The sequence below is a fragment of the Bartonella sp. HY406 genome (assembly GCF_025449315.1).
Lineage (GTDB): Bacteria > Pseudomonadota > Alphaproteobacteria > Rhizobiales > Rhizobiaceae > HY038.
The window spans coordinates 435,387-448,379 of sequence record NZ_CP104893.1; the positions used below are offsets into that span (position 1 = coordinate 435,387).

The following is a 12,993-nucleotide window of genomic DNA, read 5'->3' on the forward strand; positions in this document are numbered from 1 at the left end:
TTATGATTAACATCGGTGTAGCTGATGCCAAAAATTTAGTATCTGAAATCTTGCTTGCAAAAGGTGTAAATGATCAGGTTGCTTTAAATGTTGCCGATCACCTCATTGCATCCGATCAAGTAGGATATGCAAGTCATGGTCTAACGATTTTACCCAATTATATAAAAGCGTTGGATCAAGGAACACTTAAAGTCGATGGTGAGCTTAATTGTTATCGTAAATCTGGTGTATTGCTTGGTTATGATGCTCACCTCGGTTTTGGTCAACACGCAGCAAAAATAGCATTTTCGGATGCTATTGATGTTGCTCATGAACAAGGCATCTGTGCCTTAACATTACGCCACGGACACCATATCGGTCGTATCGGTTATTATGGCGAAATGGCCTGCGAAGCAGGCATGGCGATGTTGGCCTTTTGTAATATTGTTAAACGCACGCCTACAGTTGCACCTTTTGGTGGTATTAAAGCGAAGCTTACGACCAATCCTATGTGTTATGCTTGGCCTTTGCCAAATGGCAAACCACCATTTGTTCTTGATTTGGCAACGGGCGCGATTGCTTTGAATAAAGCACGTGTTCTTGCTGAAAAGGGCTGCGAAGCGCCTGCTGGTAGTATGATTGATGCAACCGGTAAACCAACAAACGACCCACGGGTCTTGTTTCAAAACCCTCCCGGAAACCTTCTGACCTTTGGTGGTCATAAAGGTTATGGGCTTGGATTGGCTGTGGAGCTTTTCGCCGGTATTCTTTCAGGCGGTGGCACCATCGAAAAAGAACATTATGGAAATGGTATGGCGGTCAATAATGTCTTTGCTCTTATTATCAATATTGGCAAATTCGTTCCAAATGACTGGGCAGAGCATGAAACCGAGGCATTTTTTGCTTATTTGAAAGATTGCCCAACTCAAGATGCTCATAGTGTCGTTTTATATCCTGGTGAAGTTGAAGCAAAAACCCGCCTAAAATTCAGCAATACTATTCCTGTTGAAGAAAAATCTTGGCAAATATTAGCCGAATTAGCCGGTAATTTAGGAATATCATTACCCGCAATACAGCAGGAAAATGAACAAAACGCAATTGTTTGACTTTAAACAATTGCTACCCTGTCGGTAATCCTCCCATCGGCCGACAGGGTCTTCTTTCACTCAAAGAAGTATTTTTAATTTAGGCTTTATAATTAAATTTGTATTTCTATTTAAAATAGAGATATGAAAAAAGCCAAAGATGCTAGTTTACAGCAAAAATACGGATAATTCGTTGGAATGATATTATGAATGAACGTGATTGGGAACTGCTAAAAGTTCTATATGAAATTAAGTCTATTACGCGTGCTGCAGATAGGCTCTTTATGACCCAGCCGGCTCTTTCTATCCGACTTCGAAATATGGAATCTTATTTTAACACCACGCTGGTTATTCGAAATAAGCGGGGCATTCAATTTACCGCAGAAGGTGAATATTTAGCCAAAAAAGCCTCATTCATGCTCAATGAGATGACCAATGTGAAAGAGCATATCCTAACCATGAAAGGCACAATATCAGGTACTGTGCGCATAGGTGCCTCGCATTTTATGAGTAAATTTATACTTCCACCGATTTTGCAAAGTTTTAAAAAAGAATATCCGGAAGTACGCTATCAGGTGTTTTCGGGCTGGAGCCGCGATATTTTGCAGCTTGTTGTTAGCAATAACGTCCATATGGGCTTTGTGCGCGGCGAATATCATTTTTCCGGCGAACGGCTTTTGCTGTATAAGGATGTTATGTGTTTTGCAAATAAGGACAAAGTTTCCGCTTCTGAATTAGACAAGCTTTATTTGATTGATTATCAAAATGACCCACTTAATCAATTATTAATTAATCGCTGGTGGGTGGAAAATTATTCAATTCCTCCGCGTATTTCAATGAATGTCGACCGTTTGGATACATGCCTTGAAATGGTAAGGAATGGATTGGGTTATGGGTTTTTACCATCAACGGTGATGGGTATGGCACCAGAAATTTATCATGAACCGCTAACTTATAAAAACGGCAAATATTGTGAACGTGATACATGGCTATTTTATAATAAGGATGCGTGTGAATTGAGCTTAGTTAAGGCTTTTATTGATAAATTAAGTGGAATGGAAATTGGCGCTTGTAAACTAAAAGCTGCATAAATTTATAGCTTAAATTTTTGAACATCGGCAATATCATAATGAAAAAGCCGATGGGCAATTGACAAAATCCATTGGCAGAATGTTCATGTTATTGCAAATGATGGCCAGATTGCTAAAGTGGCGCAATCGGTATGCGCACAGGTTTCTTGTATCTGTGTAGCAGGGCTTAAAAGGTTCGATTGCTATTGCTGTCACCATTTGCTTTTTGTTTGTATAGTACAATTTTATAGATATTTATTTTAGATTAAGATAAGTCAGTATATTCTTTTTCCACCTTATCTATCGTTAAACTTTTGTTCAGTTGTCTTGGCTGTCTTGCTAAAGATTTAAAAATCGTGTGCCAATATATTTTAAATATTCAATACCGAGCACTCGCAAATGATTAATAATGCTTAGCCAGTCATCACTTTGGTTTTCAACGCGGATAGGGTAGGGGATGAGTTCAACATCGGGCATGGCCTGTTGCATAATATAGAGGCTGCGCGGCATGTGATAATCATTGGTGACTACATAAATTTTTTTATAATTATGTTTTTTTACCCATTCAGCGCTTTCGCTACCATTGCCCTTTGTGTTTAACGCTTCATGTCCAAGCTCAATACAACATTCAAATAGTTTGGGGTCGGTGTGATTGGCTCGCGCGAGCGTGCCACTATCCGCTGCAGGATTAACACCGCTTATTAACAAGTGATGTGCTTTTTTTTGGTTAAGCAAAAAAATGCCGCTTTCAATGCGCGCACGTCCACCCGTTAGCACAATAATGCCATCAGCTTGCGGCAAGGGATTGGGCGCCATTAAGCGATCAACTTTTTCGCCAAAATAAACAAAACCAGTGGTAAAAATAGCAAATACGATAAAAACAAAAATCAAAATTGGTGGAATATGCTTAAAAAACCGTTTGCGCCAATTGCGCTTGTATATTAAGCGCGGGCTTTGGTCGCCTTGTTCGGGCGGTATTTGCTGGTTTCCCGAAATGTCACGCGGCTTCATCAATATCTCTTCACGCAATAGGAATAATTACTATTTTATAGCATAAATTAAATCAGACCTTATAAAAATGACGAGATCAGTTAAATATGCCTCGTTGTAGCGGGTTGCTTAACCTAAATATCGCTATCAGTAAGGCAAAATAAGGATCGCTGTCTTTTATTGGCGCAAGAATTTTAATTTATGTTTCTCTATTTGCAATATTTGCCTTAAAAATAAAAATTTTTAGTAAAATTATTGATGCGAGATCTGAATTTCTTCAAGAAATTATTGATGACCGAATGTGTCTATGGTCTTTGGGGGCAATGAACATATAAATTAGCCTATAAATTGATTGCAGATCTGACCCTAAGCATGAAAATATTGGCAGAAGCATCTTCCAACCCAAATAAATTGGAAGATGCTAGGATAATTTTAGAGCGCATTTCGATCTGATTGGATCAAATCGGCGCTCTAATCTATTGTTTACATCGCGTTTTTTGTCCAAAAACCGCTTCACACTTTTCAAAAAAACGCCCTAATTGCTTGTTTTGGTGGCAAGTAAATCGCGGATTTCAGTAAGAAGGACTTCTTCTTTGGTTGGCTCTGGCTTAGCTTCAACCTTGACTTCATCCTTAGTGCGCAGCTTATTCATGCCTTTAACCACAAGGAACAATACCCAAGCAACAATGATAAAATTGATAGCAAGAGTAATGAAATTACCATAAGCAATAGTTGCCCCTGCGGCACGGGCGGCAGCTAGTGTGGTTTGTGGCTCACCTGCAAGCTGAATAAACATGTTGGAAAAATCAATGCCGCCAGTAAGAAGACCGATGATGGGCATTAAAATATCATTGACAACCGAATTAACCAATCCGCTAAATGCCGCACCAATAATAACACCAATGGCTAAATCAACCATATTGCCCTTAATGGCAAATTGTCGAAATTCTTTTAACATTTTAATACCCTATTTTGAAAATATCTATTTTCATGAAAACACTAATAATAAATATGATCTTTCATGAATGTCTATTGGAGTTATGTATGCTAAAGAAGCTAAAGGGCAATAGTTATATGCAATATTTTTTATAAATTGGCGGAAGGGAGTGGGTGTCGAACCCACCAAAGACTGTCTCGCAGCCCCTTACGGCTTTGAAGGCCGCATCCACCACCGGATGAACTTCCCTTCCATTATGCTTGTAGCAGCCAAGCTTAGTATTTTACTTGTTGGCCAATATTAAAGCATATACTGCATTTATCATTAATATTCAAAAAATGCAGTATATTTATTTTCAATTTTTTTGTTTAAAGCAAACTTTGCTTAATCAAGAATAAAATGCGGTACAAAGCGCGATGTATTACGCGTAATCGGCGTTGCATCTTCTCTAATACCAATACCTGCAGGTTGCCCGGCTACAATCCACGAGCCAATGACCGTCCAGTCATCGCCAAATTGGGGCAAATATTGAATGGCTTGGCGAATATAACCTTCGGCACCATAAGGGCCATCCACTTTAATTGTGCTGGTTTTTATGCCATTATCAATAATGGTAACATTAGCGCCTTCACGCGATAAAAGCGGTTTACGCACGTAATGGTTGGCAAGTAGGCTTTTTCTTGAATCATCTTCAAAATAAGACGCAAGAAGATTGGGATGATCTGGAAACATTTGCCAAAGAACTGGCATAAGTCCTTTGTTAGAAAGAACAAGTTTCCATAAAGGCTCAATAATGTGGGTAGGTGTATCAATAAGATATTTGCCAAAATCTTCACGCACCATATCTTCAAGCGGATAAAGCTTGAAAAGCGTGTTGATGCGTTCTTCATAAGTATCGGTAAACCAATGATCAGCATCAACGCCAATATGGGCAATGTCAATCATAACTGGCACAAGGCCTGCTTGACTAGCGCAGTCAGCAAGATAAGCAACAGTGCCATAATCTTCAGGGCTGTCACTCACGCTAGCAAAATGCATAACGCCATTGGGCGAGCCAATTGCTTTAAGTGCTTCAATAAGTTTTTCATGTAAAAGATTGAATTGGTCGGCCTCAGCCGGCAATTCACCACGCTTTTTCATATCTTCAAGCCAGCGCCATTGAAATACCGCTGTTTCAAATAGGCTGGTTGGCGTATCAGCATTAAATTCCAACAGTTTTGCTGGCTCTTCACCATTAAAGGAAAAATCGAAACGACCATAAAGATCACGGTCTTTGCGTTCCCATGACTGGCGTACAGCTTTAAAAAATTCTTCAGGAATTGCCATACGGCGCATAAGTTGGTCATCGGCAAGGATGTGATCCACAGCTTCATAACACATGCCCATTAATTCGGCGGTTGGGTCTTCAATGCCTTCTTCAATCTCTGCAAGAGTAAAGCGGTAAGCGTGGCGTTCATCCCAATAGCGTTCGCCATCAATGGTATGAAATTCAAAACCGCTGGCGGCGGCGTCTTCACGCCAATCCGCCCGTTCATTAAGTACGATACGTTCCATAATGCTTTTGCTAATCCGCTGTTATTTTATGATGAAATAGCGCTTGCACGGCTGCCAAAGCCACCGCGTGCCATTGTTCTTGTCCGTGTTTCAGGTGCACGGGCAGCAGCAGAAGAAGATGAGAAACGAGTTGCACCACGTTGATTTGCAACAGTTGCACCATTACTATTTACGTATGAACTGCTACCTGGGCGTTGATAAAGTGATTGTGGTGCCATTCTTTGTCCATTATTGAACATTGACCCCATCATATAACCCATCATCATTGGCAAGAAAAAGCTGCCTGTGCTTGAATGGACTGTTGTCGTTGAGCCGGTTGCGGCTGCAGGACTTTGTTCACATTTGCCAACACCAAACTCAGCTTCGCAATCTTCCTTATTCGTATAGGCAGGTGCAGTTGCTACGTGGGTTGCAGTTGCTTCTTTAAAGTCTTGCCGACATTTGTCGGCTGGGAATGTGCCACTTGCAATACAATCATCAACATCTTGAAAAACAGCAGTATCAATTTGACTATCTCCGCATGCGGTAACAGCAACCCCACCCATTAATACGAGCGTTACAGCCAGACAACGTTTCATGTATCTTCCTCTTTGCGTTTTTGGTTTTCACGTAAAATTTATCAATATATAGTTTTGTGGCAAATACAAGACTTTAGCTATAATTGCTTGCGTTTTAATAAAATATTACGCCAAGTTATCGATAAGCTGTTAGTAGTGAGGATAGGATGTGGATAGTTTGGCTTTATTTTAATAATATTGTCTTGAATTGTAACATAAGATTGTTTTTTGGTCTTTTAAAAGACAGGAAAAAAGAGTAAAAGCTCATCTTATGACCAAAGACACTTTGAATACACCCACACAGGCAATTAATCGTCCCAATAGCCGCAAGGTTTTTATTAAAACCTATGGTTGCCAGATGAATGTTTATGATAGCCAGCGCATGAGCGATAGCTTAAGTGCTGAAGGCTATGTTGCGACCGAAACGGCTGAAGATGCCGATTTGATTTTGGTAAATACTTGTCATATTCGTGAAAAAGCAGCTGAGAAGCTTTATTCTGATCTTGGTCGCTTGCGTGTGTTGCGTTCTGAACAGGATCGCCCGATCACGATTGGTGTGACCGGCTGTGTTGCCCAGGCTGAGGGCGAGGAAATTATTCGACGCGCCCCAGGGGTTGATCTTGTTGTTGGCCCGCAAACCTATCATCGTTTGCCGCAAATATTGCGCGATGTGGAAAGTGGCAAAAAGGTTGTTGAAACCGAATATGCGGTTGAAGATAAATTTAAGCATTTGCCTTTGCCGAAGCGTGAAGCGGTAGCAAGCCGTGGCGTGAGTGCGTTTTTAACTGTGCAAGAAGGGTGCGATAAATTTTGTACTTTTTGCGTTGTTCCTTATACGCGCGGGGCTGAAAGTTCGCGTCCCGTTGCGCAAATTATTCGTGAAGCGCAACGTCTTGTTGATTCGGGCGTGCGTGAAATAACTTTGCTTGGCCAAAATGTTAATGGTTGGCATGGCGTGGGTGAAGATGGCAAATCTTGGCGTTTAGGTGAGTTGCTTTATAAGCTTGCTGAGATAGATGGTGTCAAGCGTTTGCGTTATATGACAAGTCATCCCAATGATATGGATGATGGGCTAATTGCTGCGCATCGTGATCTTGATGTATTGATGCCTTATTTACATTTGCCCGTACAGGCAGGCTCTAATTCTATTTTAAAAGCTATGAATCGTCATCACACTGTCGATGATTATTTGCGCTTGATTGAGCGGATGCGTGAAGCGCGCCCAGATATTGCTATGTCGGGTGATTTTATCGTTGGCTTCCCTGGCGAAACCGATGAAGATTTTAAGGCAACTATGCGTTTGGTTGAAGAAGTCTTTTATGCTTCTGCCTATTCATTTAAATATTCACCGCGTATCGGTACGCCCGGTGCAGATATGAAAAACCAAGTTGATGAGGCAATTAAGGACGAGCGCTTGCAGGAGTTGCAAGCCTTGCTAGGCAAGCAGCAGCGTGAATTTCTACGCTCTAAAATTGGCGTTACCACAGATGTTTTGGTGGAGCGTAAAGGTCGCCATGATGGGCAGATGATTGGACGATCGCCTTGGCTGTTACCTATTGCGGTAACGACAGACGCACCGACTGGTGAAATGATTACTGTGAAAATTGGTGAGGCTGGGCCAAATAGTTTGGTTGGCTATCCGCTTAATGAGCCTGCAACCTTATTATCAGCTTAATGATTATTGATTTTACTTGTTGATAAATGAGATCTTTTTCTTATTTATCAACAAAAGCTATGATGATAAAATATTTATGAAACTTTGCCGTCGTAAAATTTTATGCAGGTTTTTGAATCTAATTTATACTGCTTATATTGATATCAGCTCACATTTTAGGGGAAATACGCTTGAGCGAAAAAAGTGAGATAGAGACAAGTGAAGTATCCGTAACAGGTGGTGCATCAGATTTGGCCCATATTGTTTTAACCTTTGATAGTAATCGCGAATCTCTTGCGGTTTTTGGGCATTTTGATGAAAATCTTGCCCGCATTGAGCAAAAGCTTGGTATTGATATTAGAGCGCATGGCAATGAGGTGACTTTACGCGGTGAGCCGATGGCAACCGCACAAGCACGCCGCGCTTTGGATCATCTTTATCAATTGGTTAAACAAGGCAATAATCCGAATTTATCTGATACGGATGGTGCAATTGCTATTGCAATGGCTCCTGAGCCGCAGCTCGAATTGCCAACTATGGAACATAGTGCCAAGCAAAGAATTGCTCATATTTCGACACGCAGAAAAACCATTTATGCGCGTACACCAACGCAAGATGCCTATATGCGCGCAATGGATCGTGCTGAGCTTGTTTTTGGGGTAGGGCCTGCAGGTACGGGTAAAACCTATCTTGCAGTTGCCCATGCAGCGCAATTATTAGAGCGCGGTGTGGTTGACCGCATCATTTTATCGCGCCCGGCCGTTGAAGCAGGCGAAAGACTAGGCTTTTTGCCCGGCGATATGAAAGAAAAGGTCGATCCTTATTTGCGGCCGCTTTATGATGCGCTTTATGATATGATGCCGGCTGATAAAGTAGAGCGGGCCATTACTGCTGGTGTTATTGAAATTGCGCCACTTGCCTTTATGCGTGGGCGCACTTTGGCGCATTCTGCCATTATTCTTGATGAGGCGCAAAATACTACCGCAATGCAAATGAAAATGTTTTTGACCCGCCTTGGCGAGGGTGGGCGGATGATTATTACTGGTGATCCAAGTCAGGTGGATTTGCCCATGGGGCAAAAATCTGGCCTTGTGGAGGCATTGCGCATTTTAAATAATGTCGATAATATTGTAACGGTAACATTTACCGAAAAAGATGTTGTGCGCCATCCACTCGTTGCTGCAATTGTATCAGCCTATGATCGTGATTTTCGTGAAAATAAAGCAAGACAAGATCAAAAATTTGGCGATAAAATGAGCGGTAACTCTTAAATGGTGTCAATTATGGATGCTGGAGTGCACATGTCAGCAGTTGATGGCGATATGTTAAAAATAGACATTGACCTTGTTATTGAAGATGATGCTTGGGAAAGTGAGCCGCAATTATTGGCGTTAGCGCAAAAGGCAACCTATGAAACTATGTTGCATTTGGGATTTGATGACGTTGAAAGCGAGTTAAGCCTTGTCTTCACCAATGATGAAGCCATACGGGCGATAAATGCGCAGTGGCGTAACAAGGATAAGGCTACCAATGTCTTATCTTTTCCTGCCTTTGATATTGCACCAAATGAAGAACCAGATGTCATGCTTGGTGATATTATTATCGCGCGTGAAACGGTGGAAGGTGAGGCGAGGGAAGAAAATAAGCCTTTTGATCATCATCTTACCCATCTTTTTGTTCATGGCCTGTTGCATCTACTCGGTTATGACCATGAAAATGACGATGATGCAGAAATAATGGAAGCTTTGGAACGAGAAATTTTAGCAAAACTTCAAATCCCTGACCCCTATAGGCAAGAATAGTACCGCTATTGCACTTTACAAATAGTGTAAAATCGCTTTATTATATTTAGCAATGCAAAAATATTTATTCTATTTTATTTAAATATTTCTTTTATTCATTGATGGTCAATTAATAAAAGAATAACCAAAAAAGGCAACCAAGAACAACGCAATGGCCGAAAAATCGACAACATCTAGCTCACATCATGATACTGGTAGTGAAAGTGAAGAGCCCAGTTCTGGGCAAGTGCAAAAGCTTGTAAAGCCATCCCTTATGGGTAAGTTTTTCAATTTTTTGCGTTCGCGAAATGCTGAAAGCAGTGACAGCGAAAAAATCATTGATGAAAGCTTGTTAACGCCGCAGCAACGATTAATGCTTGAAAATCTAATGGAATTGCATGAAGCACGCGTTGCTGATGTTATGATTCCACGTTCTGAAATTGAAGCTATTGATATTGATACTAGCCTTGCTGATACATTGAAGTGTTTTGATAAATCTGGTCATTCACGTATGCCGGTCTATGCTGAAACTCTTGATGATCCACGCGGTATGATTCATATTCGCGATATTTTAAATTTTATTACCCGCAACGCTCAGTCAACCGTTGAAGATGGACCGCTGGATCTTGGGCAAGTCGATTTAACTAAGACGATTGGTGAAATTGGGGTCATTCGTGACGTTTTATTTGTGCCCGATTCAATGCTTGCAAGCCAGCTTTTAAGCCGCATGCAAACAACCCGCACGCAAATGGCTTTGGTTATTGATGAGCATGGTGGTACTGATGGTCTTGCCTCCATGGAAGATGTCTTTGAAATGGTGGTTGGTGACATTGAAGACGAGCATGACGATGATGATGTCATGATTGTCAAGGAAGAGGGCGATAGCTGGATTGTTGATGCCCGCACTGATCTTGAAGAACTTACCGAAATTATCGGTGAAGATATGCATTTTGGTGATTTGGTTGATGAGGTTGATACGATTGGCGGGTTTATTGTTACCGTGCTTGATCGCATACCACTGCGCGGTGAAACGATTGAAGCAGTTATAGGTTTCAGCTTCCAAATATTAGAGGCTGATCGCCGCCGCATACGGCGTATTAAGATTAAGCGTTTATCGCCAGATAATTAATCGATCTAAAATATAATTTTAAAAAAACCGTTTGATGAAACATCAAGCGGTTTTTTATTTATGTAAGTTACTTTTATCCTTAAAATCGGATATTTTTTAAGCCTTAAAACGCTCAATTATATAAAATATTTGCTAAAATATTATTGTCGCTTATAAGGGGTTAATATTAAAGTTGAAATACGTTGATATTTGGCGCACAATTGATGTATAATTATTATTTGAACCACATAAATTAATAGGCAGTTAGATTTTTCGTTACTGCATTGTTAAATTTTGCTTAATTTTTATTTTAGTTCTTTGCGCTTGGCTTCCAAAGGTCAATATGCATTGTTCAAATTTAAAATAGAAAACTTATTATTGGGGTCTTCTCATGTTAAGCTATTTATATTCTTAATATAGCCATTCAATATATTCGTTTTTATCTGCGCTCTGATACCGCATTTGCTTTAAGGTTTTTATTAAAAGATAAAGCATTAATAGAACCAGCGATAAACTCATTTTGATAGATTTCAAATTATCTAAAACGCATTTATGCGAAAGGATCCTAAAATGCTGCGATTGATTGACGGATTTAAGCATTTAACAGGCATCAAACGGCAATTGATAAGTTTCATATTTGGCGCGCTTATGGCGTTTGCACTTGCACCTTTTCATCTGTTTTTTCTTTGTTTCATTAGCTTTCCTGTCTTCGTCTGGTTGATTGATGGCATAAATGAGCGCGTAAATGGGGTAAAAAAATATAGCTTAATAGCTTTAACTGGATGGAGTTTTGGTTTTGGCTATTTTGTTTTTGGGCTTTGGTGGCTATCGAGCGCAATGTTTGTAGATTTTGCTAGCTATTATTGGGCAATTCCGTTTGCAATTTTTGGCTTACCGGCATTTCTTGCGCTTTACTATGGTTTAGCTGCTGTGGTTGCCGCCATCTTAAATTGGAATTCTTATGGGCGGATTGTTACTTTAAGCTTGACATTTGGCCTTGCAGAATGGTTGCGCGGTGTAGCCTTTACCGGCTTTCCATGGAATAGCATTGGCTACACAGCTATGCCCAATGTAGCATCAATGCAGATAGCCTCGTTGATTGGCGTTTTAGGGGTAAATTTTCTTGCGGTGTTGGTTTATGCAACACCTGCTATTCTTGCTGATGGAAAAGAGCGTAAAATCGCATTTTCGCTTGCAGGGTTACTTATCGTCTTCGATGTCGGTTTTGGTGCCTATCGACTTTCCTTTGCGCCTAATAATTACGCCAATGGGGATGAGATTATGGTGCGTTTGGTGCAACCATCTATTGATCAAAGCCAAAAGCAAGATGCAGTTTTGGCACGGCAAAATTATGATGAATTGGTATCATTATCGATTGAAGAAAATCCAGAAAGTTTAAGAAAGCCCGATATTATTATTTGGCCGGAAACGGCTTTGCCCTATTATCTTGATTATACCTCAGAATTAAAGGAAAACATAGCAAGCCTATTGCAAGATAAACAACTGCTCATGACAGGCAGTGTTAGACTTTCCTATGATGAGAATGGTAAACAAAGCTTTTATAACTCCATGCAAATTGTCGATAAAAGCGGGGATGTTATTGCTTATGCCGATAAGGTGCACCTTGTGCCATTTGGTGAATATATGCCCTTCAGTGAATTTTTTAAGCAGTTTGGTCTTTCGGCTATAGCAGAAACCGTTGGTGGTTATAGCGCTGCGAGCGATCATAAAACGCTGACGCTTTCTGAACGACTGACGATTTTACCACTTATCTGTTATGAAGCTATTTTTCCAAATGAAATGGAGTATAGCGGTGATAGACCTAATGTTTTGGTTAATCTTACCAATGATGCATGGTTTGGCCAAACTCCCGGACCGTGGCAGCATTTTCAGCAGGCACGCTTGCGGGCGGTTGAGCAAAATATGCCGCTGATTAGGGCGACCAATAATGGTATTACCGCCGTGGTTGATCCTTATGGAAGAATCATCGGGCAAATTGAACAGAATCGTGTTGCCTATCTTGATGCGCCAATTCCAAGCTATAACGCACCAAATTGGCATAAGATTTCAAATGGTAAAGAAATTTTATCTATAATTCTAATTTTATCAATCTTTAGTGGGTTTTTAAGGCGCTACAGCCGCCGCTGATCAATTGACATTGGGGCATTATTATTATGTTATGCAAGCATTGCGACAGATGTTTTTGTAAAATTATCATCTGATAGGGATATCTAATCTTATTATTGTAAAATGGCCGGGAAAAGCGCTGATAAGCGAA

General features: G+C 40.5%; 11 protein-coding genes and 1 tRNA gene. 7 read left to right on the forward strand and 5 right to left on the reverse strand.

All coding sequences use genetic code 11. The annotated features are described in order from the left end of the window. The first annotated feature begins 2 nt into the window (after window positions 1-2). Together N6B01_RS01780 and N6B01_RS01785 are read left to right on the forward strand one after the other, a co-directional pair. Window positions 3-1,085 (forward strand): Ldh family oxidoreductase, encoded by a 1,083-nt coding sequence (locus N6B01_RS01780; RefSeq protein WP_262079656.1) that lies wholly within the window; start codon window positions 3-5, stop codon window positions 1,083-1,085. 185 nt (window positions 1,086-1,270) lie between these two features. Then, the gene (locus N6B01_RS01785) at window positions 1,271-2,155 is read left to right on the forward strand and encodes a LysR family transcriptional regulator (protein ID WP_182418633.1); all 885 of its coding nucleotides are present in this window, start codon (window positions 1,271-1,273) and stop codon (window positions 2,153-2,155) included. A gap of 318 nt (window positions 2,156-2,473) precedes the next feature. Here N6B01_RS01785 and N6B01_RS01790 read toward each other — a convergent pair whose 3' ends face one another. The 5 genes from N6B01_RS01790 to N6B01_RS01810 all read right to left on the reverse strand — a co-directional run bounded on the left by N6B01_RS01790 (window position 2,474) and on the right by N6B01_RS01810 (window position 6,193). After that, a complete protein-coding gene (locus tag N6B01_RS01790) occupies window positions 2,474-3,145 on the reverse strand; it encodes a YdcF family protein (protein ID WP_262079658.1) in 672 nt (223 codons plus the stop codon). A 514-nt stretch (window positions 3,146-3,659) separates the two neighbouring features. Beyond that, the gene (gene mscL, locus N6B01_RS01795) at window positions 3,660-4,082 is read right to left on the reverse strand and encodes a large conductance mechanosensitive channel protein MscL (RefSeq protein ID WP_182418635.1); all 423 of its coding nucleotides are present in this window, start codon (window positions 4,080-4,082) and stop codon (window positions 3,660-3,662) included. A gap of 136 nt (window positions 4,083-4,218) precedes the next feature. Beyond that, window positions 4,219-4,314: transfer RNA gene (locus tag N6B01_RS01800), tRNA-Sec, on the reverse strand. Between the two features lie 131 nt (window positions 4,315-4,445). Continuing rightward, window positions 4,446-5,615, reverse strand: a complete 1,170-nt coding sequence (locus N6B01_RS01805; RefSeq protein ID WP_182418636.1) for a glutathionylspermidine synthase family protein — start codon at window positions 5,613-5,615, stop codon at window positions 4,446-4,448. Window positions 5,616-5,641: 26 nt separating this feature from the next. Next, on the reverse strand, window positions 5,642-6,193 hold the full coding sequence (locus N6B01_RS01810; RefSeq protein ID WP_182418637.1) for a DUF1190 domain-containing protein: 552 nt from the start codon (window positions 6,191-6,193) through the stop codon (window positions 5,642-5,644). Between the two features lie 250 nt (window positions 6,194-6,443). Here N6B01_RS01810 and miaB point away from each other — a divergent pair, with 250 nt between their 5' ends. From miaB to lnt, 5 genes are all read left to right on the forward strand, one after another. Continuing rightward, on the forward strand, window positions 6,444-7,847 hold the full coding sequence (miaB, locus tag N6B01_RS01815; protein ID WP_262079661.1) for a tRNA (N6-isopentenyl adenosine(37)-C2)-methylthiotransferase MiaB: 1,404 nt from the start codon (window positions 6,444-6,446) through the stop codon (window positions 7,845-7,847). Window positions 7,848-8,017: 170 nt separating this feature from the next. After that, window positions 8,018-9,097, forward strand: coding sequence for a PhoH family protein (locus N6B01_RS01820; protein ID WP_246708109.1), 1,080 nt, complete (start codon window positions 8,018-8,020; stop codon window positions 9,095-9,097). Between the two features lie 30 nt (window positions 9,098-9,127). Then, window positions 9,128-9,628 (forward strand): rRNA maturation RNase YbeY, encoded by a 501-nt coding sequence (gene ybeY, locus N6B01_RS01825; RefSeq protein ID WP_246708110.1) that lies wholly within the window; start codon window positions 9,128-9,130, stop codon window positions 9,626-9,628. 151 nt (window positions 9,629-9,779) lie between these two features. Next, the gene (locus N6B01_RS01830) at window positions 9,780-10,736 is read left to right on the forward strand and encodes a transporter associated domain-containing protein (protein ID WP_182418639.1); all 957 of its coding nucleotides are present in this window, start codon (window positions 9,780-9,782) and stop codon (window positions 10,734-10,736) included. Window positions 10,737-11,285: 549 nt separating this feature from the next. After that, the gene (gene lnt, locus N6B01_RS01835; RefSeq protein WP_262079662.1) at window positions 11,286-12,863 is read left to right on the forward strand and encodes an apolipoprotein N-acyltransferase; all 1,578 of its coding nucleotides are present in this window, start codon (window positions 11,286-11,288) and stop codon (window positions 12,861-12,863) included. The last annotated feature ends 130 nt before the right edge of the window (window positions 12,864-12,993 follow it).

Bases quoted from the DNA above. Each gene is read 5' to 3' on its own strand.
- N6B01_RS01780 (WP_262079656.1), top strand. From the start codon at position 3: ATGATTAACATCGGTGTAGCTGATGCCAAAAATTTAGTATCTGAAATC.
- N6B01_RS01785 (WP_182418633.1), top strand. From the start codon at position 1,271: ATGAATGAACGTGATTGGGAACTGCTAAAAGTTCTATATGAAATTAAG.
- N6B01_RS01790 (WP_262079658.1), bottom strand. From the start codon at position 3,145: ATGAAGCCGCGTGACATTTCGGGAAACCAGCAAATACCGCCCGAACAA.
- mscL (WP_182418635.1), bottom strand. From the start codon at position 4,082: ATGTTAAAAGAATTTCGACAATTTGCCATTAAGGGCAATATGGTTGAT.
- N6B01_RS01805 (WP_182418636.1), bottom strand. From the start codon at position 5,615: ATGGAACGTATCGTACTTAATGAACGGGCGGATTGGCGTGAAGACGCC.
- N6B01_RS01810 (WP_182418637.1), bottom strand. From the start codon at position 6,193: ATGAAACGTTGTCTGGCTGTAACGCTCGTATTAATGGGTGGGGTTGCT.
- miaB (WP_262079661.1), top strand. From the start codon at position 6,444: ATGACCAAAGACACTTTGAATACACCCACACAGGCAATTAATCGTCCC.
- ybeY (WP_246708110.1), top strand. From the start codon at position 9,128: ATGTCAGCAGTTGATGGCGATATGTTAAAAATAGACATTGACCTTGTT.
- N6B01_RS01830 (WP_182418639.1), top strand. From the start codon at position 9,780: ATGGCCGAAAAATCGACAACATCTAGCTCACATCATGATACTGGTAGT.
- lnt (WP_262079662.1), top strand. From the start codon at position 11,286: ATGCTGCGATTGATTGACGGATTTAAGCATTTAACAGGCATCAAACGG.